Genomic DNA, 20,743 nt, shown 5'->3' on the forward strand with positions numbered 1-20,743 from the left:
ATCATGGTGTCTGCAAGAGAGCTGGGGTTGCTACGCTGAGGTCACCGCAGTTGACGCGTGATGGCTCGGGCTGCACGGGCACCCTCGGTGTGCGGCAGAGATCGTTCCGTCACAGCGGCGGCGCGATTCCCAGGATCTTCGTTCCGCTCGCGTCCAGGATCGCGTGATGTATGTCGCTCTCGCCAAGCGCGTGGGTGGCCGTGAAATCGAAATAGTAGTTCGATCCGTAATACGGATAGAAACTCCCGCTGTGCGCTCCGCGTACGACCTTGATAGCGTAGCCCACCGGCCCCTGCACGAGACCCTGGAATTCGTTGTCGTCGTAATCTTCAATGAGCTGCTTGAGGCTGTCCCACGAAAGGTCGCCCTGATAATGGTTCGGTCGCTCGTCGATGAGCATCTTCGTCACCCCTCCGTGAATTCGCCGCGATTGCAACCCGGCGCGCGTGGCGCGTCGATACTGAACATGCGCCCGTCGTCCTCGTGAAGGCGGCCATGCGGCGGCATCGGGGGAGGCGCGGTTTTCCGCGGGGGGCGTCGGCGAAGCTCCCGGGCGCGCGGGAGGTGGTGGGCAGCGCGGAGCGGGCGCTCGCCGAGCACGTGCGCGGCCTGTCGCTCACGTCGTAGCGCCGCGGGCCGAACGGGCCAGGGAGATCCCATGGCCCTCGCGCCGCCGAGCAGGCCTATCGATGGCCCTCGCGGGCATCCTCGGCGCAGCGGGCGCCGCGCCGGTAGTCGGCCAGGGCCTCCAGGTACAGCGCGCTGAACCGATCGGTGGAGAAGGGATTCTGGCTGGTCACGAGGTTGCAATCCCGCTGCGCGTACGCGCTCCCGGGGAACGCGGCCTCGTGCTCGTAACCGTGATCCTCGAGCTGCTCGCCGATGCCCCGGACCTGGGCGTCGGCCCCCATCACGAAGGTCTCGATATAGAACTCCTCGAACGACGAGACCGACGTCACCGTCCGACCGCTGAGCGGATGCGGCTGCCGCATGCGGGTGAGCACCGCCGGTGCGTGGCAGATGAGCCCCACGGGCTGGTGTTTCGCGCCAAAGTGAGCGAGCAGCGCGTGCAGGTCCGCGTTGTCGAGCAGGTCGACCATCACGCCCTGTCCGCCGGGAACGACGATGCCGTCGAACGAGTCGGCCGCGGCGCGCGCCGCCTTCAGGCTGAGCGGCGCGCGGACCTCCGGGGCGCGCTCGACGAAGCGCTGCGCTTGCGCGCGCCGCGCTCCGCCTCCCCAGTACCGCTCGTCGAGGCTCTCGGGGTCGATCGCCGGGGCGGCGCCCCCGTCGGTCGCGAACACGACCTCGTGCCCCGCGCCGGTGAGGGCCAGGTACGGTTCGTAGAACTCGCCGAGGAAGGTGCCGGTCGCGCGCTTCGAGCTGTCCGCAAGCGTCTGCTCTCGAGCGGCGCTGAGGACGAACAGGATCTTCCCTCTGGGTTTCTCTGCCACCGGGCGCTCGGGGAACACGGGGTGGAGCCTCGGCGCCGCCGCGCCGCACGCGACCAGCGCCGGGCCGGCGAGCACGACCGCGAGGCCCGCGATCAGCGCCGTCCTTCGGGCCGCGCCCCGCGGCGCTCCGCGGCGCCCCGGGCCGCGCGTGGGTTCCGTTGCTGGGCGTTCGCCGTCTCGCTTCGTTCGTTCCGTCGTCATGCGGGAGACCATGACCAGCGGAGCGAGATCGCACCTTGACCTAGGTCAAGAAGCAGCGGTCCTGGTCGCGGCGCGCTTCAGGCGGCTCAGGGCCTCGGGTGTGATGCCGAGATATGCGGCGATGTGGTAGTCGGGCACGCGGCGCGCCACGGCCCCGTGCTCTGCGAGGAACGCGCGATAGCGCTCGGCGGCCGGATCCATCAGCAGCGACGCCTCGCGGCGCACCTTCTTCAGGTACACCCGCTCGACGATCCGCCGGCTCACCCGCTCCCAGTAGATGTCGCGCTCACAGAGCTCGCTCAGCCGCGAGTAGGGCGCGACGAAGAGCTGCATCGGGGTCAGCGCCTGGATCGTCAGCCGGGCGGGTTCCCTGGTGATCAGCGCCTCCAGCACCGACATGAAGTCCGGCGCGGAGATGAACCCTTTGTTGAACTCCTTCCCGTCGCTCCGCGTGTAAAACATCCTCGCGATGCCGGAGTTGACGAGCGCCACCGAGTCGCTCGCCTCGCCCGCCCGCACGAACGCCTCGCCCTTCCGCAGGCTCTTGCCGTGAAACAGGGCCGCGAAGGCGTCGAAATGCGGCGCCGGCCGGGCGTCGAGCGCGGCGACCATGCGCGCGAGCGCCGCGACCTGCTCCGCGCGCGAGAGCTGCCCCATGGCAGGGGAGCCTAGCACGGCGCTCCCGGAGCGCGTCTGCCGCTCGCCCGCGCCTGCATCGTGACGGGCCGAGTCGCATGGGCTAGATCACAGATGCATGAACCATTCGGCGGTCACAGCGGTCCTTGTCGGCGCTTGCCTTCTCCCTGGCTCTGCATCGGCGCAGGCGGAAGGCGTGTCCCCGGCGGGGAGCCCTCCCCCCGTGGTGTATCCCGGGGAAGGCTGGCCCAACGTGGGGCGCCCTGGCGACCCGGTCGTGAGCGTGGGTGGCCTCTTCAGCTATACTGGCCGCGAGAACGCCGATGACGCCGTCGGCGCCGGCGTCGAGGGCAGCCTCGCGTGGTACGGACAGCGCACGTTCGCCTGGATAGGCGCCGTTGCGCAGGCGCAGCTCGTCGCCGACCGACCGGTCCACGAGAGGTTGGCGCTCGGTTTCCAGGGTGGGTTCGGCCCGGTCGGCGCCGAGCTCTCGGCGTACACCGAGGGCGCGGGCCGGTCGAACGCCCGAACGTATGGAGCGCAGATCGTGCCCTTCATCGCGATCCCCATCGCCTACGCGGGCTTTCGACTCGCCCTTCCGTTCGACGGGGGGGCTGGCGCGACGATACCTTCTTACGGCACGGAGTACGGGTTGGTCATTGGCTTGAAATTTCCGATCAACCCGAGAGCCTTTGGACATAGTCTTCATTGAGCCGGTTCACGGCCCTGTACGCCGGCCACGCCGTTCTCCGCCCATGCCGCTGGCCCGCGTCCGCTTTCCGCTCCTCGAGCGTCACCTCGGCGGCGACGAAGATCGCCTCGGCCAGCTCCTTGGCTGGACACGCCTGCCTGGCGCGCTCGCTTGCTCCCGTGCCCTTGCACGTCGGCCGCTCGATCGCCGCCGCACGCCGCGATCGACCCCGCCGTCCGTTGCTCCTTCGCTACAACGAGGTATCCGCTCCGCGGCCGCCTGATGTCCGCAGGCCGCAGCGCTGAGGCTCGAAAATCTCGGTCACGCCCCTCGCGGAGCGGCCCGCCGGTATGATAAGGCTGGCCGCCGGGGGCAGATCCAGCAAGGCGCGTCGCGCATGCGCCTTGCACGGGGCCCCCGCGAGCGGCGCATACGTCGCCAGGAGGCTTGAGATGGACGAGAGGGTTCAGCGGTACGTGGATATGGCGGTAGCGCTCGGGGTGAGCGTCGGCGGGAAGATCGTGGGCGCGATCCTCGTCTGGGTCATCGGCCGCATGATCGTCCGGGGGCTCCTGTCGATGCTGCAGCGCAGCTCCGCGCTGAAGAAGCTCGACACCACGCTGGCTCATTACCTGGAGTCGGCGGCGTCCGTGCTGCTGAACATCCTGCTCGTCATCGCCGTGCTCAGCGTCTTCGGCGTCGAGACGACCACCTTCGCCAGCCTGCTCGCCGCGATCGGCATCGCCGTCGGCATGGCGTGGTCCGGCCTCCTGTCGAACCTCGCGGCCGGCATCTTCATGATCCTCCTGCGCCCCTTCAAGACCGGGGATTACGTGACGGCCGGCGGCGTGACGGGCACCGTCCACTCGATCGGCCTCTTCGCGACCACCCTCGATACGCCCGACAACGTCCGCACCATCGTGGGCAACAACAAGATCTTCAGCGACACGATCCAGAACTTCAGCACGAACCCGGTCCGCCGCGTCGACTGCACCGCGCAGCTCGCCCACGGCGCGGATCACGAGGCGGCGATCACGCGGCTCAAGACGCACCTCGCGCTCATCCCCAACGTCGCGAAAACCCCTGCGCCCAGCGTCGAGATCCTGGATTTCACCCTCGCCGGGCCCGTGCTGGCCGTCCGGCCCTTCTGCCACACCGATCACTACTGGGACGTCTACTTCGCCACGACCAAGATCATCCGCGAGGAGCTCGGCAAGATGGGGCTCCCGGTCCCGAGCCAGCACGTGCACATCAACCAGCTCGCGGCAGCGCCTGCTCACCGCGCCGCAGGCTCGGAGATTCACCCGACGGCCTGACGCTCCGCCGGTCGGCCCTGCGCGACCTGCCCACGCGGGGCCCACGCGGGGCCCACGCGATGCCCACGCGATGCCCACGCGATGCCCACGCGATGCCCACGCGATGCCCACGCGATGATCGACCGGCCTTGAGGGTGGCGAGCCGATCCTCTACTCCGGGGTGGGAGGCCCGGGCTCTCCTCCGCGGCCTCGGCCCCCTCCCGGCGCGCTCCTGCGCAACCCGGGCGTCCCGCCTGCGCGCCCCCCGTTTGGTACCGTCTACCGTGCTCACGCCGATCGCGCGATCGTAGCTGCGGCGAGCTCAGCGCCGCCCTTTGCGGCGAAGCCCTAGCGCTACCAGGAGCGTGACCGCTCCGCACCACGGGCGGTGGCCGTCCCCGGCGCCGCCCATGCTGCAGCCATTGCCGGCAAACGTGTCTGCGACGATATCCCCCGCAGAGCATCCAAGTCCGCCTGTGCTGTCTCCGCCGTTGCTGGCGCCGGAGCCCGGGTCGCCGCCCGACCCATGAGAGGCACTGCCGCCCTCGCCACCGGCCCCGTTCTCGGGGGCGCCGCCCTCCCCATCAGGTCCCCCAGCGGCGCCCGCGGAGCCATCGGCGCCGCCCCCGAAGCCGCCGGCCCCGCCGCCCTGTCTGCCGTCGCCGCCTTGCTCACCGCAGGCGCCGTCGCAACAGCGGCCGTCGGCGCAGGATCCGCTTGCGCACGCGTCGTTGGTGTCGCAGGGGGCGCCGGGCGGCAGCCCTCGAAGACCCTGGGGAACGTAGAGCTCGACGGCATCCGTCGTTAGGTGAACGATGGTGGAGTCATCGGGAACATCGCCGCCCGCGATCAGCACTGTGCCGCTGGGAAGCAGCGTGGCAGTGTGCCCTGCTCGGGGGAGCGCCATCGGCAGCGCCGCAGCCCAGCTCTGGGTGATCGGATCGAAGAGCCACACGGCGTCCGTGAAACCGTAGAAGTCCAAGCAGTCGATGGGCCCACCGCAGGTCGGCCATCCGTCCTCATCGATACCGTCATTGGAGTCGTGCCACATGCCTCCCGTCAGCAACGCCCGGCCGCCCGGCAACGGCGTGAGCACCTCGCTGGCGTATTTCCCGGACGTATCGAGCCCCCCGGCGCTCGTCCAGGCATTCGTCGCTGGATCATAGACCTCGGACTGTCCTTCGCGACCGACCACGAGCACCTTGCCGCTCGACAGCAGCGTCATGCGCGTTCCTCCGGAGCTCCGGGGGAGCGATTGCGCCCAGGTCTCCGAGGCGGGGTCGTACAGCTCGGCGTGGCCGAACGTGCCCACCACGAGCACCCTGCCGTCCAGCAGCGATACGGCGCCGAGTGGGCCCTCGTTCGCCACGCTCATCGACGTGGTGTCCACCCATGTATCGGCGACGGGATCGTAGATCTCCGCGGCTGGCGTCGGCGGCCAGGAAGGGGATGTCGTGAGCCGCCCGCCGGCGACGAGCACCCGTCCGTCGGGCAGCGGGGCGACGCCGTAATTGGTGCGGTGCGTCGGCATCGGGGCGGGAGCAGTCCAGGCATCGAGCGCCGGATCGTACAGCGCAGCTTCCCAGCCCCCGGTCATGGCCAGCACGCGGCCGTCCTGGAGGACGACATGCGGCGCGCTCTGCGCGAGAGATCGCGGCGCGGGCGCGGCTCGTGTCCAGGTCTCCGTCGCGGGATCGAACAACGCGGCGCTGGTGAGGGACGAGTACTCGTTCCACCAATCGAACGGGGGCCCGCCTTCGACGGTGGCGGCTCGCCCTCCGAAGACAAGGACCTTCCCTGTGGGGAGCAGCGCGGCGGCGTGCTGGCCTCGGGGCTCCGGTAACGGCGACGTCGCGACCACGCTCGCACCCGCGCCGCTCGCCGCATCGGAAGCGCCGAGCGGCGCCGCCCCTCTCATTTCCAGGTGGGCGCCGTCCATCGCGCACCCGATCAGCGGTGCACTCACGAGGTGAGCTGCTGCGAGCACCAGGACAGGGAGCCGTCTCCCGGCCCGCTGCCCTGCCCCCGACGGGCGCTCCTCTTCTTCCGTGCCCACATTTTCCCCCGCCACATCGCCTCTTGCCATCCCGCACCTCGGGCAACGCTGCGCTGCCACCTGCGCAGTCTGGCGATCCTGATGCGCCGATCCCCCGCCACATTCATCTCCCGGCCCCGGCCGCTCTCTCCCCGTGCCGCGAGCCCGCAGATGCCCCCGAGGACTTGACGCTCCGCCAGTCGACCGCGCTCGGGCCGCGCGACAACCTCCGCGTCGCGGCGCTCGAGGAGCTCGACGCGGCCGGCGTCAAGCTGATGAACCGGACACAGCTCGTCCTCCACCAGCGGAGCAAGGGCCCGTCCTAGTCAGCCCGGGCGTGGGGTCGAGCGGGCGAGGCGCCGAGACGACGCCATCGAGGCCCTTGCGCCCGCGCTGGCCGGAGCGCATGGTCGCTGCATGAGCGTCGAGGAGCGCGTCGCGGCGGAACGGCTTGTCCTGGCCGCAAACGAGGCCTTTTACGAGGCGTTCCGCGCCGGGGATTACCAGGCGATGTGCCGGGTGTGGGCCGAGCGGGCGCCCGTGGCCTGCGCCCATCCCGGCATGGAGGCGCTCTCGGGGCGCGCCAGCGTGCTCGAGAGCTGGAGCCAGCTCTTGCGCCAGACCTCGCCCCTGCGCATGCGCTGCCAGGGCGCCTCGGCGCACCTCTTCGGGGACTTCGCCTTCGTCACGTGCTACGAGGCGAACGGCGACGAGCCTGCACACCTGTGCGCGACCAACGTGTTCGTCCTCGAAGACGGGCAGTGGAAGATGGTCCACCACCACGCGGGTCCGCTCTCCGCGCCGCGGCCCGAGCGGTGGGCGCCCGCTCGCTCCCGGCTCATGAACTGAGAGGCTGGCCGGGGCCGGGGAGACCCGCCATGAGGGCACGGATCTCCTCCGCTGAGTCGAACCGTGGTGAGCACAGGATCGAAACCTGAACGGAGTCCGTCCGTTTTGGCCGATAGTCATGGTCGTTCGCCGAGGAGCGGTCGCCACGCGCATTCGTCCGGCAAGAGCGCCCAGATGACGTCGGCGTTCGGGCGAAACGCGATCTCCCGCAGGACGCGGGGTGTCGAGATGCGATCCATCCTGAACATTCGCGGCTCGTTCTTTCCCGTGTCCAGGGCGAGCACGTACCAGACAGGGCTCTGGATCAGGAGGCCGTGCGGCTCCACGCGTCGCCTCGACGCCCTCCCCTCGCGGTCTTGGTAGTCGAACCCGAGGCCGACGCCGGCGGAGAACGACTCCTCGAAGAGCCTCACCAGCTCTGCGGGGGGCGCCCCGGCTCCGGCGCGCACTGGCCCGCTCGCCGGATCGCCGACGATGACCCTGCGGCAGAGGGCGCGCAGCTCTCGCGCTCGTTCAGGAGGAAGGCTGCTGAGCAGCTTGGCCAGCGCGGAGCTGGCGGCGTCGCTCCACGGAAGGTCGCTCGCGGCCTGAGAGAGGCGCGCGGAGAGCCAGAGCGTCACGATCTCTGCGACCGAGAGGTGCACGGCGGTGACGCCCCGGCCGGCATCGAGCCGGATCCCCCCGCCGGGGCCGGCCTCGCCCTCGATGTTGAGTCCGCGCTCCCTCAGCGTCGCGAGGTCCCTGCGCACGGTGCGGGCGCTGACCCCGAGCGTCGCGGCCAGCTCGCCGACCGTCGTCGCTCCCCGCGCGCGAAGCAGGTCGGAGAGCTCCATGACCCGGACGGCGCGCGACATATGGTGACAGAATCTGTCAGGGTCTCGCGCTAGTCAACGCCCATGTCCAACGTGGCGAACACCTGGCCAATCGGCCTCGGCGTCCTCACCGGCAGGTACCCATGGCCGACCGGCTGAAGGACCTCTTCGACGAGCGGTGCGTCCGCTCGATCGCCCGCGACCTCCGCTCGGCGCACCCTGGCCTCGACGAGCGCGGCTTCGCCCGCGACTGCCTGGCGAGCCTCTCCGATCTGGAGCTCACGGGCCGCGCCTCCCACATCGCGGACGTCATGCACCACCACCTGCCGCAGCCCTTTCCGGAGGCCGCTCGCGTGATCGTCGCCTCGCTCGGGCCCGAGCTCGATCGGAGCGACGCGTTCGGCCTCGCGCCGCTCCAGTACATGCCGCACGTGTTCTATGTGGCGAAGCGCGGTCTCGATCACTTCGAGGACGCGATGACCGCGCAAGTCGAGCTGACGAAGCGGTTCTCCGCCGAGTTCAGCATCCGCGCGTTCCTGACGAGGCACCCCGACGCGACGCTCCGCCGGCTCCGCACGTGGGCCGCCGACCCGAACGTCCATGTCCGGCGGCTCGTCTCCGAGGGGACGCGCCCACGGCTGCCGTGGGCCCCGCGGCTCCGTGCTTTCCAGCAGGATCCAGGCCCGGTCATCGATTTGCTCGAGCTCCTGAAGGACGATCCGGAGCGCTACGTGCAGCGCTCCGTCGCCAACAACATCAATGACATCGGCAAGGACCACCCGGACATCGCGGCGAGCCTCTGCCGGCGTTGGCTCGAGGGCGCGCCGCCCGGGCGGCAATGGATCGTGCGCCACGCGCTGCGCTCGCTCGTCAAGAAGGGTGATCGCGGCGCGCTCGACGCGCTCGGCTTCGGCGCGGCGCCGAGCGTCGCGATCGCTTCGGCGTCGCTGTCCCCGCGATCGGTGAAGCTCGGCGGAGAGCTCCGCTTCTCGTTCGAGCTCGCGTCGACGGCCCCGCGCGACCAGGAGCTGATCGTCGACTGCGCCGTGCACTTCGTGAAGGCGAACGGCTCGACGCGGCCAAAGGTCTTCAAGCTGCGGAAGCTCGTCCTGCCGCCGTCGGGTCGGGCCGAGATAGCCGGCAAGGTCTCCTTCGAGGAGATGACGACCCGCCGTCACTATCCCGGTCGCCACAGCATCGATGTGATGGTCAACGGCGTGGCGCACCCGCTGGGGCAATTCGAGGTGCGCCGGTGACGGCGTCCTGACGCGCCCTCCCCGACGATCGACGGGCCTCATCCTGCGCTGGACGCGCAGGGGACGGCCGCGCGCGCTTGACCGGCTCGCATCGCTCGGCTTCCATCGTCTATCCGATGCTCCGGATCCGCGCCGCGCAAGTCGACGTCCTGACGGAGGCCACGTTCGAGCGCAGCGTCGCCGAGCACCTCCGCCGGTTCTTCCCCGATCGCTGCGCCGCCCTCGGCGACAGCGGTTTGCTCGGGTTCGTCCGCGAGGGCCTCGCCAAGGCCCGGCGGATCGGGTTCTCGCAGCCGGCGCACGCAGGCCAGTTCGTGACCTTGATGCTCGTGCTCGGCCGCGACTTCGACGTCGATCCGCTCCACCCGTGGGCGGGGGCGATCCTGCGTGATCCCGCGCTCGCGCACCCGGGCACGCGGATCAGCGCCCTCTGCAACGAGGCGTCCCGGCGCTTCGACGGAGGCGCTGCGTGAGCCAGCTGATCGGCGGCGCGCGCGATCAACTCTGGCAGGCGGTCGAGAACGGCTGGTGGCTCGCGCAGGTGGCGTACCGCCGCTGCACTCAGCACGCGACGCCGCAAATTCAGGTCCAGCACCCCCAGCTCGTCTACTGGGATGCGGGCTCGACGCCGGCGCGCGCGCAGGTCGACCTCTCGGTCGATCCGGCGGGCTTCGACGGGCAGGCGACGCTCACGTGGAACACAGCCCTCGCGCAGGTGTACGACGCGCTGGCCGGCGGCAACCAGCTCGTGTCCGGCGCGGCCGTGCACCCCAGGCACTGGAACGGCAACGTGCCCCTCTACGTGGAGCCGCTCGGCGTCGGGAAGGTCACGCTGACGTTCTCGCTCGCGGCGACCGGCACCTACTACGTCAACGCGCCCGGCACCGTCAGCGGCGATGTGGACGTGGTCCCGCTCGAGATCGAGATCAAGGCCCAGGACGGCTCGGATCCGGTTCCCTGGGTGCTCGCGCAGAACAAGCGCACCTACAAGGCCGTGCTGACGCCGGCGATCGGCGGCGGCCAGTTTGTCTGGACTGCAGACGATCCGGCGGCGCTCGCCGACATCCGCAGCGCCGGAGACACCGCCACCGTCAAGGCCGCGGGGGACGGCGCCGGCGTCATGAAGCTCCGCGTGCGCTTCACGGACGGCGGCCGCAGCGTCGACACGAAGCTCAAGGTGACCATCGTCCAGCTCCGCATCAAGGACGACGACAAGCACGGTGATGCGAAGAAGCACGCCCTCCTCGGCGAGGTGGACGCGCCGCGGCGGTTCGCTGCCGTCTTCGAGCCGGCCGCGCCGGGGACGAAGTTCCACTGGAAATCGGCAGGGGTGCAGAGGTGCGGGCTCGACCACCTCACGGTGCGCACGGACGTGGCGACGATCGATCCCCGCGACACGGGCCTCGCGAAGATCCAGGTGACAGCCATGCTCGATCTCGAGCCCCGGGATCAGATGGCCACCGTCCACCACGATTTCACGATCGTGGACGTGGCCATCAAGGGCGGCGACGGTCGCGCCGCGCCGCCGGCCTCGGTGCTGCGGTACATGAGGCACACATGCAAGGCCGTCCCGAAGCCGGCGGTCGCGCTGGAGGGATACGCCTGGACTTCGGGCGGCCCGCTCGTCGTCGTGGGAGCGGGCGGCGAGGCCAGCGTCGAGCTCGCGGGGACGGCGAAGACCACCAAGGAGGCGCCGGCGTCGCTCACGCTCGCCGCCACGCTCGACGGGCAGACCACGACCAGGCAGATCCAGATGGCCGTAACCGACATCTGGGTGGACCCCGAGATGACGCATGCCGCCGTCGACACGGAGCGAGGCACGACGGCCTCTCTCACGGTGCGGGGCGCGCCGGACGGGAGCCGGTTCACGTGGGAGACCGAGAGCAACGGCGCCACCATCTTCGACCTGGACGACCAGAAGAAGGTCACGATCCTCGCGACCCAGCACGGCGAGGTCGACGTCGAGATCACCTGCGCGCACGAGAACGCCATCCAGCCGCTCACGGCCACGGGGAAGATCGTCTTCGTCGGCGTCGCCATCAAGCACGAGGACGGAGCGGCGGCGGCGAAGGACTTCGTGCTCGCCGGCGCGAAGCGGAAGTACAAGGCGGTGCCGACGCTCGACGTCAAAGGGGGGACGTTCGAGTGGAATTGCGTGACCCCGGAGAGCAAGCTCACCCTCCACTCGAGCAAAGAGACGGCAACAATCACCGCGGGGCGAGAGGCTGCCGATGTCGAGACGATCGAGGTCGCCTTCAAGCTCGGCGGCAGAACCGCGCGAGCCAGGCACGACGTCACCGTCGTCAACCTCGTCATCAAGGACGGCGACGGAGAGAGCCCGGCCAACGTCCATGTCCTCACCGGGCAGCAGCGCGCATTCCGGGCCGTGCTCACCCAGCCGCTGGAAGATGGGGAGTACGCCTGGGCGAAATCGGGAGACCCGTCCCTTTACGAGTTCGACGCCGATCGCGCGGACGCGACCGTCACGGCCGCTGCGCAGCGCAACGGGCCCGCCACGATCAGCGCGAAATACAGCGTCGACGGTCAGGAGATCCCTGCCACGCACACCTTCAACGTGGTCGCTCTCGACATCAAGGACGCCGACGGGCAAGCGCAGCCCAGGACCTCGACGCTCAAGCACTTCAAGCAGCAGTACAAGGCCGTCCCCCGATCGGCGACGGCCCAAGGCACCTTCGTCTGGACCGGGGTCGATGGGATCTCCCTCGTCGGCGGCCAGCAGACCGACGTCGTGGAGATCGCCGGCACGCAGAAGACCGGAGAGGGCGAGACGGCTCTTCTGTCCGTCGCGTACACGCTCGATGGCCAGACCATGACCCGGCAGGTGGGGATCGCGTTCACCGACATCTCGGCGCCGCCGGTCGTCGTCGCGCTGGACCCAGAGGACGGTGGGACCGCCGAGATCGAGACTGTGGACACGCTCGGCGAGCCCGGTCACGCGTGGGACTTCTCCTCCAACCCCATCGAGGCCAGCTTCGATGGGGGGAGCAAGCAGAAGAAGATCAAGGTCAAGGCCAAGAAACCGGGCGTGGTCGAGCTCGGCCTCACGTACACACACGCGCTCGCCATCGGCGCCCTGACGGCCAAGGGCGTGGCGGTGTTCGTGCGCGAGCGCATCAAGAGCTTCACCGCCGAGATCGACGCCGAGACGGCTGTGGCAGAGGACGCCGGCGCGGACGAGAAGAAGGCCAAGGTGCTGCTCGGGTTGGACAGCGATCCGGACGTGTGGAAGGTCGGCTGGGTGGTCGCCGAGGCCGAGGGCGCGCCCGCGCGGCTCGACGTCGCCGGCCTGCCCGCGGGCGAGGGCGAGCACACGTGGAAGCCAAAGGGCGGCGGCTACATGAAGATCGCCGACGTGCAGCCTGACGGGGATCACGGCGAGAAGAAGAGCAAGGTGCTCCTCAAGGCCCGTCCCAAGGCCGGCGACGCGGGTCCTCCAGCCGACCCAGGTCACGAGGACGACGAGGTCGTCGCGAAATACACGCTTGCCAGCAAGGGCGCGAAGGACAAGCTCGCGGTGGAGGTCCACCGTCATGGGTGCTCGGCGATCAAGTGGCACCGCAAGGGGAAGGACAACGTCGAGGAGAGCGACCGGATCGCCATTTGCGAGCACAAGGCCACACCGCAGTGGGACGGGGAGGATCGATGGACGGCGCCGCCGGGCGGTGAGGGCATCGGTATTCTCTCGTCCGGAGGACATCAGCACGGAGGCCGCTGCCCCGTCTGCTCCGGCGCCGCCAGCGAGAGCGCCAGCACCTCGCCACGCCATGTCTGGCACCACGTCCCCGGCAGCGCGCGCGCGCTCGCCAAGGCCCGCGCGCTCGCGGACGCCGTGCGCCGCTTCGCCCGCGACACGGACGACAAGGACGCGGATTACGTCGGGTTCCTCACGGACGCGCTGCTCGACTACGTCCGGCCCCTGAAGAGGGGTAGTACGACGAAGCGGCTCAACAAGGGCAAGATGCTCGGGGTCCTTGTCGGCAAGGACGGGACGGGTGGCGACGTCTGGCTCTACGCGCTCTCCGGGGATTGGACGGCCGACGGCGGCTGGTCCGGCCCCATCGGCCTCGGCGGCAACATCAAGAAACAGCGGACCGTCAGCAACTTCGACGGCACCACCACGACCTACGTGAAGACCAAGGTGCCGTTCAACACCGAGGCGATGACGGATGGCTGGGGAAAGCTCGGCCGGTGCGCCGCGCAGGTCCTTCTGAGGAACGCCATCGGCCGCGGCCTCAAGGACATCGAGCTCGCCGAGGTGTGGCTCGACGTCAAAAAGGATCTGGGCACATCGGGCTTCCAGCACCAGCACGAGATCGGATCCTGCGAGCAGTGCCGCCGCTGCCTGGGGCGGCTCCTCTGCGAGGTGGGCGCCTGACCCGCAGGCACGGAGAACGTTCATGAACCTCGTCGACCGTTGCATCGAGTTCTGCACATCGCTCGATCCCGATTTCAGCCGCGCCCTCCGCGGCTCGACCCCGGATCAGATCGCCGAGCTCACCCGGGCGATGGGCCGGCCGCCGAGCGCGGTGCACCTCGCCTTCCTCGAGCGCATGGGCGAAGACACGGGTGCGTTGAAGCTCGGCCTCTACGCCACCTCCCCGCGCGAGATGATCGAGCGGCGCCCGGACATGCTCGAGGACATGCCGGAGGGCGTGGAGCCGTTCGCCGTGCCCGTCGGCGACGACGAGGAGGACATCTTCCTGCTCGGCGGCGACGATCCCGAGGTCGTGCGCCACGACGGCGCGCCCCTCGACGACGAGGGGCGGCTCGATCTCTCGCGGACCGAGCCCGTCGCGGGCTCGCTGTCGGAGCTGATCTGCCTGCCCGTCCTCAACGCGCGCCTCGCCACCCGGCTCCCTTTGCAGGCGATGTACACCGAGCGGGAGCTGCGCCCGGACACGCTGGCACGCTGCCGCTGGCTGGCCGGCCTGTTCGGGTTCGAGCCGTACTGGTTCTCCAATGCCCACACCTTCGCGGCGAAGCGAGGCTCGTTGCTCCTTGTCGCCAAGCAAGCGCCGGAGTTCTATCTCTCCGTCGGCCTCGCCGGGAGCGACGAGGCCGACTGGGGGGTCGTGTCGCGCACCCTGCAAAGGGAGCTGGAGCTCGATCCCTATCGGTGACGTGACCCGTTGAGGGCGAAGGGGCAGGTGCCCATGACAGCGCGGGCGCCGCGCAGAGCCGTTGCGCGGGTCGGGGTCCGCGTCTATGAGGCGGGAGATGAAGGACTGGGAAGCGCTCTTCGCAAAGAAGCTCGAGGAGACCGACCTCGGCAAGGATCCGGCCCATGATCTGGCGCACTTCGCGAGGGTGGTCGCCACGGCCAAGGCGCTCGCGGCGGACGAAGGGGCAAGGCTCGAGATCGTCGTCCCCGCGGCGTGGCTGCACGATCTCGTCAACGTCCCCAAGAACGACCCCAGGCGCTCCCAGGCGTCGCGGCTCTCCGCGGAGGAGGCGCTCTGCTTCCTGCGGAGCGTGGAGTACCCCGAGGCGTTCCTCCCCGACATCGCCCACGCCATCGAGAGCCACAGCTACAGCGCGGGGATCGAGCCGACGACCCTCGAGGCCAGGGTGGTCCAGGACGCCGACCGCCTCGACGGCCTGGGCGCGATCGGGATCGCCCGCTGCTTCGCCGTGGGCGGCCTGCTCGGCGTGCGGTTCTACGATCCCGGGGATCCGTTCGCCGAGCGGAGGCCGTGGGACGACCGGATGAACGCGATCGACCACTTCCACGTGAAGCTGTTCAAGACCGCCGAGAGCCTCACGACGGCCGCAGGGCGCCGCGAGGGCGCGCGACGCGCGGAGTTCATGAGACAGTACCTCGCTCGCCTCGCGCTGGAGATCGGCGGCGAGATGGCGCCTGACGTTATCTGACGTCAACTGACGTCAACTGACGTCAGATAACGTCAGCCCGCGCCGGCGACCGTCACCGCGGCCGCCACGGCGACCGGGATCGTGAAGTTGTCGTCCATCCGCGTGGAGAAGAGCTCGGTCGCCGCCCCGGCCAGGCCCGCGACGGCGGCCAGGAGGAGCCGCGAGGAGAGCGACGCCGGGCCGAGCGCCCACATCACGACGAGGGCGCTCAGCGCGCCCGCCGCGAAGAAGGCGAGCGTGCCCTCCAGCGAGCGGCCGTCGCGCAGCCGCGTGCGGCCGAAGCGGCGGCCGATGAGGGCCGCCGCCGGGTCGGCCACCGCCAGCACCACCACGGCGAGCGACTGGCTCAGCCGCGTCCCGAACAGCGCCAGCAGGAAGAGCGCTGTCACGTACCAGGTGGACGAGTTCACCCGGTAGCGCTCGTGCGGGTGCGCCACGAGCCGGAAGACCCCCATCAGCCGCTCGTTGACCCGCTCGCTGACCCGGCGGGCGATCTCCATCGACCACACCGCCACAACGAACGCGCCGCTCGCGGCCACGAGCCAGCCGCGCTCCGGCAGGAGCTGGATCAGCCCGAGCACCGAGAGCCCCGAGCCCACGTGCCACAGGCTGCGCACATGGTTCGTCGGCCTGACGCTCGGCGGCGCGGCGACCACGCCGCGCAGCGTCAGCAGCAGCGACTCGTAGGCAGGCTGCACCTCTCGCTGGAACGCAATCCACGCCGCCTTGGGCGAGGGTGTTCCGGTCGGGGTCGCCCGCTCGACCGCCGCGAGCAGCACGCGGAGCCGCTCGCGGAGCCGCTCGAGCCTGCCCCCGGTATCGTCGCGCTCGGCCGCCACGACGAGCTCACGGAGCCGCGACGCAACCCGTTCGACCCGGGCGCGAACCTCGGGTTCGTCGTGGAAGACGAAGACGGCGGGATCGACCTGACGCAACAGTACGCAGAGCTCTTCGGAGACGAGCTTGGTCTCGACGTGCAAGGCGTGGATCACGTTGGGTTTTGCGAAGATAATCCCCGGGGGTCGGGCGCCATGTCAGCGCTTCGTCATACTGGCACCCCGCGCGTGAGCTGGCTCGCGGCGCCAGCCCTGCATGAGTCCGCACATCACGAGCTCGCACCCCACGAGCCGGCCCTGCACGACGCGCCGCGCGAATCCGCACCCCACGAGCCGGCCCTGCACGACGCGCCGCGCGAGCCGACCAGAGGCCGTCCAGGTCCCGGAGCGGATCGCGGGCGCGACAACCACCCTCCTTGCACACCCCGCGGCGACCGAGGGAGCCGCTCGGCTCGCCTCGCGAGGACGCATGACACGGCAATTCATGGATTCATGCAATGCGCCAGCAAGGATTGCTTCTCTATTCCATTCTGGTCTCGGCGCCGCGTGACTCGCGCTCTGCAGAGCGCCCGGACGAAATCGCATGAGAGGCGCCTTACGACGCCGGACAGAGCGAGAGCCGTCGCGCTTTCCCTGCGCGCACGCTGGGGCTAGGTTGCCTCGCGCCGCGGATTCGACGGGTGGGCGCGAGGCGCCCGGGGAGGAAGCGCGCGGCCTACCCGCGCGCGGCCGGTCATGCGTCGTCCGTCGGAGTCGGAGAATCGAGGAACATGAAGGTCTCAGTTCGGTACACCGCGCTATCGCTCGCGCTGCTCGCAGGCCCCATCGCCCATGCGCGGGAGCGCCCGGACTACGACGCATACTTCAAGGCCCCACCCGCGCCGCCCCTCCGCGCGGCGCGCCGCGCGGCGCGCCGCGCGCGCGTCATCGACGTCGACGAGCGCGCGTCGACGACGCGCGCCGTCGTGGCGTCGACCGATCCGCAGCGCGGGGTGCCGACGTTCGTGTGGGCGACGTCCCCGGGCCACCGGCCGCCGGCCGCGACCCACGCGACGCCCGAGGCCGCGGCCCGGTGGTACGTGCAGCGGTACGCGCGCCTCTACGGTCTTCCGCAGGCCGCGCTCGATACGGCCGTGGTGCGCCACGTCCACGACACCGGGCGCGGCGGCATCGTCGTGACGCTGGGCCAGGACGTCGACGGGATCCCGGTCTTCCGGAGCGGGCTCAAGGTGCTCATGAAGCGCGACCTCGGGCTCGTCGCCCTCGCGGGCAACCTCCACGCGTCGGCCGTCCCCCTGGCGCCCGGCGCCGCCTCGCCGGCGGCCGGCTCGCTCCGCGGCCGGGCGTTCTCCGGCTCGCCGGCGCAGGCGGTCGTCCGCGCCCTGCGCGACGCGCACCGCATCGACATCAAGACGGCCGACCTCCGCGAGCTCGGCGAGGCGAAGGGCGGGTATCGGCTCTTCGACGTCGCGGACACCGATCACGCGCGCCAGCGCGCCGGGAGCCTGCGCTTCACGCAGCCGGCGCGGGTCAGGAAGGTGCTCTTTCCGCTGCCCGACCGGCTCGTCGCCGGCTACTTCGTCGAGCTCGTCTCGGGCGACGCCGGCGGCACGAGCTCCGCGGCGTACGCCTGGGTGTTCGGGGCCAGCGACGGGCAGATGCTCTCCCGGGAGAACCTCTCCCACGCCGCGTTCGATTACCGGGTCTGGGCGGAGGAAGGCGGCGATCACAGGCCGCTCGACGGCCCACTCGCGGATCTCTCGCCGCACCCGACCGGGCGGCCCGACGGCCAGGTCCCTCGGTTCGTCGCGCCGAGCCTCATCTCCATCGATGGCTTCAACACGAACCTCGACGGCGGGGCCGATCCGTGGCTGCCGGCCGACGCGACCTCGACCCGCGGCAACAACGTCGACGCCTACGCGGACCACAACGCGCCCGACGGGTTCTCCAGCGGCGATACGCGCGCGGCGCTCTCGGGGCCGGGCTCGTTCGATCACATCTATGACCCGCTCGCCGAGCCGCTCGCCACGCCCGAGCAGACCATGGCGGCCGTCACCCAGATCTTCTACGTCACGAACTGGCTCCATGACTGGTACTACGACTCCGGCTTCACCGAGGCCGCGGGCAACGCCCAGCGCGACAACCTCGGTCGGGGCGGCCTGGGCGGCGATCCGCTCCTCGCGGAGGCGCAGGACGACGCGACCGGCGGCAGCCGCGACAACGCGAACATGGACGCGACGTACGACGGCGCGTCGCCCCGGATGCAGATGTACCTGTGGTCCGGGCCGGATCAGCGCTCGCTGAGCGTCACGCCGCAGAACGCCAGCTACGCGTCGAACACCGCCCTGTTCGGGCCCCAGCGCTACGAGGTGACCGGCGAGCTCGCCCTCGCCCAGGACGGCGCCGAGCCCCGCGGCGACGCGTGCGGGCCGATCACGAGCGACGTGGCCGGCAAGATCGCCCTCGTCGACCGGGGCGGGTGCACCTTCGGCGAGAAGGCGCAGAGCGCGCAGGCGGCGGGCGCCATCGGCGTGATCATCGCCAACAACCGCGAGAGCGACGGGGCCCCGCGGCTGTCCGGCGAGGCCCCCGAGGTGACGACCCCCGCCCAGAGCGTCTCGCACGAGGACGGCAGCGCGCTCAAGGCGGCGCTCGCCGCCTCGGACGCGCCGCTCACGGTCACCATGACCCGCGAGCCCGGCGTCGAGCGCGACGGCACGATCGACAACAGCATCGTGGCGCACGAGTGGGGCCATTACATCCACCTCCGTCAGGTCGCGTGCGGCACGAAGATGTGCGGCGCGCAGAGCGAGGGGTGGGGCGACTTCATCGCCCTGCACATGGCGCTGCGCGACGGCGACGACCTCGACGGCGCCTTCCCGCTCTCGAGCTACGGGAGCGCGGCGCTCGGCGACAGCTACTTCGGCATCCGCCGCGCCCCCTACTCCGTCGACTTCACGAGGAACGGGCTGACGTTCAAGCACATCTCGGAGGGCGCCCGCCTCCCCGACCACCCGCTCAACTCCTCGTTCTCCGACAACTCCGAGGAGCACAACGCGGGAGAGGTCTGGGCGAGCATGCTGTTCGAGGCCTACGTCGGGCTGATCCGGCACGGCAGCGGCCTGACCCCGCCGCGCGCGTTCGAGCAGACCCGGCGGCGGATGAGCGATTACGTGGTGGCCGGCATGCAGCTCGCGCCGGTGAGCCCGACGTACACCGAGCAGCGCGACGCCCTCCTCGCCGCCGCGCTCGCCAGCGATCAGGGCGACTTCCTCGCGCTGGCGGAGGCGTTCGCCCGGCGCGGCGCCGGCACGTGCGCCGTGTCCCCGCGCGCCGACTCGCACGATTTCTCCGGCGTCGTGGAGAGCTTCAGCGTCCAGCCCGAGATCTCGCTGGTCCGGGCGGAGCTCGACGACAGCGCCGGCTCCTGCGACCGCGACGGGCTGCTCGACGCGGAGGAGTCCGGCACGATCGCGATCGAGATCGTCAATCGCGGCGCGGCGCCCCTGACCGGGGCGGTGGCGTCCATCGAGGTGCCTTCCGCCGGGGTGACGTTCCCGGACGGCGCGCGCGCGTCGTTCGGCGACATCGCGCCGTTCGCGACCGGGACCGCGACCGTGGCGGTGAAGCTCGACCGGACCGTGGCGCCCGCCGAGGACCTCGAGCTCAGCCTGACGCTGAAGAGCGCCGCGGCGTGCACGCCGGTGCGGGTCGAGGCCCTGGTGCGCCGCGTGAACTTCGACGAGCTGCCGGGGTCCTCGGCGGTCGACGACGTGGAGGCGCAGAGCACGACCTGGCGCGTCGAGGGGCTCTCCAGCGAGCTCGTCTGGTCGCGCGTCGAGGGGACCACGCCGAACCGCGTGTGGCGCGGCGTCAACCTCGGGAGCGTGTCCGACACGGCGCTGGTGTCGCCGGCCCTGGAGGTCAGCGAGTCCGAGCGCTTCGTGCTGACGTTCGCGCACCGGCACCAGTTCGAGATGAGCGACGAGACGTTCTGGGACGGCGCGGTGGTCGAGATCAGCGCCGACGGCGGCGCGACATGGCAGGACATCGGGAGTCGCGCGCAGCCCGGCTACAGCGGGAGGGTCACCGTCGAGTCGGGCAATCCGCTGGGCAGGCGGAGGGCCTTCGTCGGCCAGAGCCCCTCGTGGCCCGAGGTCGACCACGTGGCGATCGACCTGGGGACCGCGTTCGCCGGGAAGACCGTGCAGGTGCGGTTCCGCGTCGGCACGGACGCGGCCGCGGGCGACGCCGGCTGGGAGCTCGACGACATCGGGTTCGCGGGCCTGAAGAACAAGCCGTTCGCGACGGTGGTCGAGGACACCGCCTCCTGCCAGGGCGGGCCCGTGGCCGACGCGGGGGCGGACCAGGCGGTCGCGCTCGGCGAGCTCGTGACGCTCGACGCCTCGGGGAGCTCGGACCCCGAGGAGGACGCGCTGACGTTCTCCTGGGTGCAGACGGCGGGGCCCGCGGTCGAGCTGACCGGCGAGGGCGCGCGGGCGACCTTCGTGGCGCCCGAGGTCGCCGCGACGACGACCCTGGCGTTCGAGGTGACGGTCAGCGACGGGATCCTGGAGGCGACCGACCAGGTCAGCGTGGTGGTCGATCTGGCGAAGGAGCCGGCAGCTGAAGGCTGCGGGTGCGCGATCCCGGGGGGCGCGCCGCGCGGGCCGCTGGCCGCGCTCGGGGCCGCCGCGGCGCTCGCGGCGTTTGCGAGGCGGCGGCGCGGCGGTGGCGCCGGGCGAGCGATGAGCGATGCGCGATGAGCCATGAGCCCGGCAGCTAA

17 protein-coding genes are annotated in these 20,743 nt (G+C 70.8%); 11 read left to right on the forward strand and 6 right to left on the reverse strand.

From position 1 onward, the window contains the following. Positions 1 to 109: 109 nt before the first annotated feature. A complete protein-coding gene (locus WME82_RS25310; protein WP_438037391.1) occupies positions 110 to 409 on the reverse strand; it encodes a hypothetical protein in 300 nt (99 codons plus the stop codon). A gap of 86 nt (positions 410 to 495) precedes the next feature. Between WME82_RS25310 and WME82_RS25315 the strand changes: the two genes are divergently transcribed. Next, positions 496 to 627: a hypothetical protein gene (locus WME82_RS25315; protein ID WP_438037392.1), complete on the forward strand. Its 132-nt coding sequence runs from the start codon at positions 496 to 498 to the stop codon at positions 625 to 627. A 56-nt stretch (positions 628 to 683) separates the two neighbouring features. Here the strand turns inward: WME82_RS25315 and WME82_RS25320 are convergent, their stop codons facing one another. Both WME82_RS25320 and WME82_RS25325 read right to left on the reverse strand, forming a co-directional pair. Then, positions 684 to 1,655, reverse strand: coding sequence for a DJ-1/PfpI family protein (locus WME82_RS25320; protein WP_438037393.1), 972 nt, complete (start codon positions 1,653 to 1,655; stop codon positions 684 to 686). Between the two features lie 45 nt (positions 1,656 to 1,700). Beyond that, positions 1,701 to 2,312, reverse strand: a complete 612-nt coding sequence (locus WME82_RS25325; RefSeq protein WP_438037394.1) for a Crp/Fnr family transcriptional regulator — start codon at positions 2,310 to 2,312, stop codon at positions 1,701 to 1,703. Positions 2,313 to 2,568: 256 nt separating this feature from the next. Between WME82_RS25325 and WME82_RS25330 the strand changes: the two genes are divergently transcribed. Both WME82_RS25330 and WME82_RS25335 read left to right on the forward strand, forming a co-directional pair. Beyond that, positions 2,569 to 3,003 carry a hypothetical protein gene (locus tag WME82_RS25330; RefSeq protein ID WP_438037395.1) on the forward strand — a complete coding sequence of 145 codons (435 nt, stop codon included), beginning with the start codon at positions 2,569 to 2,571 and terminating at the stop codon, positions 3,001 to 3,003. Between the two features lie 431 nt (positions 3,004 to 3,434). Then, the gene (locus WME82_RS25335; protein WP_438037396.1) at positions 3,435 to 4,298 is read left to right on the forward strand and encodes a mechanosensitive ion channel family protein; all 864 of its coding nucleotides are present in this window, start codon (positions 3,435 to 3,437) and stop codon (positions 4,296 to 4,298) included. Between the two features lie 301 nt (positions 4,299 to 4,599). On the opposite strand, the gene WME82_RS25340 is transcribed toward WME82_RS25335, so the two are convergent. Then, positions 4,600 to 6,243 (reverse strand): Kelch repeat-containing protein, encoded by a 1,644-nt coding sequence (locus WME82_RS25340; protein ID WP_438037397.1) that lies wholly within the window; start codon positions 6,241 to 6,243, stop codon positions 4,600 to 4,602. A 254-nt stretch (positions 6,244 to 6,497) separates the two neighbouring features. On the opposite strand from WME82_RS25340, the gene WME82_RS25345 reads away from it, so the two are divergent. Both WME82_RS25345 and WME82_RS25350 read left to right on the forward strand, forming a co-directional pair. Then, complete coding sequence (locus tag WME82_RS25345; protein WP_438037398.1) at positions 6,498 to 6,638, forward strand: hypothetical protein; 141 nt, start codon at positions 6,498 to 6,500, stop codon at positions 6,636 to 6,638. Positions 6,639 to 6,729: 91 nt separating this feature from the next. After that, positions 6,730 to 7,161, forward strand: coding sequence for a nuclear transport factor 2 family protein (locus tag WME82_RS25350; RefSeq protein ID WP_012237257.1), 432 nt, complete (start codon positions 6,730 to 6,732; stop codon positions 7,159 to 7,161). Positions 7,162 to 7,277: 116 nt separating this feature from the next. Here the strand turns inward: WME82_RS25350 and WME82_RS25355 are convergent, their stop codons facing one another. Then, a complete protein-coding gene (locus WME82_RS25355; RefSeq protein WP_438037399.1) occupies positions 7,278 to 8,015 on the reverse strand; it encodes a helix-turn-helix transcriptional regulator in 738 nt (245 codons plus the stop codon). Positions 8,016 to 8,116: 101 nt separating this feature from the next. Between WME82_RS25355 and WME82_RS25360 the strand changes: the two genes are divergently transcribed. From WME82_RS25360 to WME82_RS25380, 5 genes are all read left to right on the forward strand, one after another. Next, on the forward strand, positions 8,117 to 9,229 hold the full coding sequence (locus WME82_RS25360) for a DNA alkylation repair protein (RefSeq protein ID WP_438037400.1): 1,113 nt from the start codon (positions 8,117 to 8,119) through the stop codon (positions 9,227 to 9,229). A 77-nt stretch (positions 9,230 to 9,306) separates the two neighbouring features. Continuing rightward, entirely contained in the window at positions 9,307 to 9,702 is a 396-nt protein-coding gene (locus tag WME82_RS25365; protein ID WP_438037401.1) for a hypothetical protein, read from the forward strand. After that, positions 9,699 to 13,625: a hypothetical protein gene (locus WME82_RS25370; RefSeq protein WP_438037402.1), complete on the forward strand. Its 3,927-nt coding sequence runs from the start codon at positions 9,699 to 9,701 to the stop codon at positions 13,623 to 13,625. The genes WME82_RS25365 and WME82_RS25370 overlap by 4 nt, the downstream gene beginning before the upstream one ends. Before the next feature lie 22 nt (positions 13,626 to 13,647). After that, positions 13,648 to 14,370, forward strand: coding sequence for a hypothetical protein (locus WME82_RS25375; RefSeq protein ID WP_438037403.1), 723 nt, complete (start codon positions 13,648 to 13,650; stop codon positions 14,368 to 14,370). Between the two features lie 97 nt (positions 14,371 to 14,467). Continuing rightward, the gene (locus WME82_RS25380) at positions 14,468 to 15,121 is read left to right on the forward strand and encodes an HD domain-containing protein (RefSeq protein WP_438037404.1); all 654 of its coding nucleotides are present in this window, start codon (positions 14,468 to 14,470) and stop codon (positions 15,119 to 15,121) included. Between the two features lie 32 nt (positions 15,122 to 15,153). Here the strand turns inward: WME82_RS25380 and WME82_RS25385 are convergent, their stop codons facing one another. Next, entirely contained in the window at positions 15,154 to 16,113 is a 960-nt protein-coding gene (locus WME82_RS25385; protein WP_438037405.1) for a diacylglycerol/polyprenol kinase family protein, read from the reverse strand. 614 nt (positions 16,114 to 16,727) lie between these two features. Here WME82_RS25385 and WME82_RS25390 point away from each other — a divergent pair. Beyond that, the gene (locus WME82_RS25390; protein ID WP_438037406.1) at positions 16,728 to 20,723 is read left to right on the forward strand and encodes a M36 family metallopeptidase; all 3,996 of its coding nucleotides are present in this window, start codon (positions 16,728 to 16,730) and stop codon (positions 20,721 to 20,723) included. Positions 20,724 to 20,743 lie beyond the last annotated feature (20 nt).

The organism is Sorangium sp. So ce128 (genome assembly GCF_051525245.1).
In the GTDB taxonomy this organism is placed as follows: Bacteria; Myxococcota_A; Polyangia; order Polyangiales; family Polyangiaceae; genus Sorangium; species Sorangium cellulosum_B.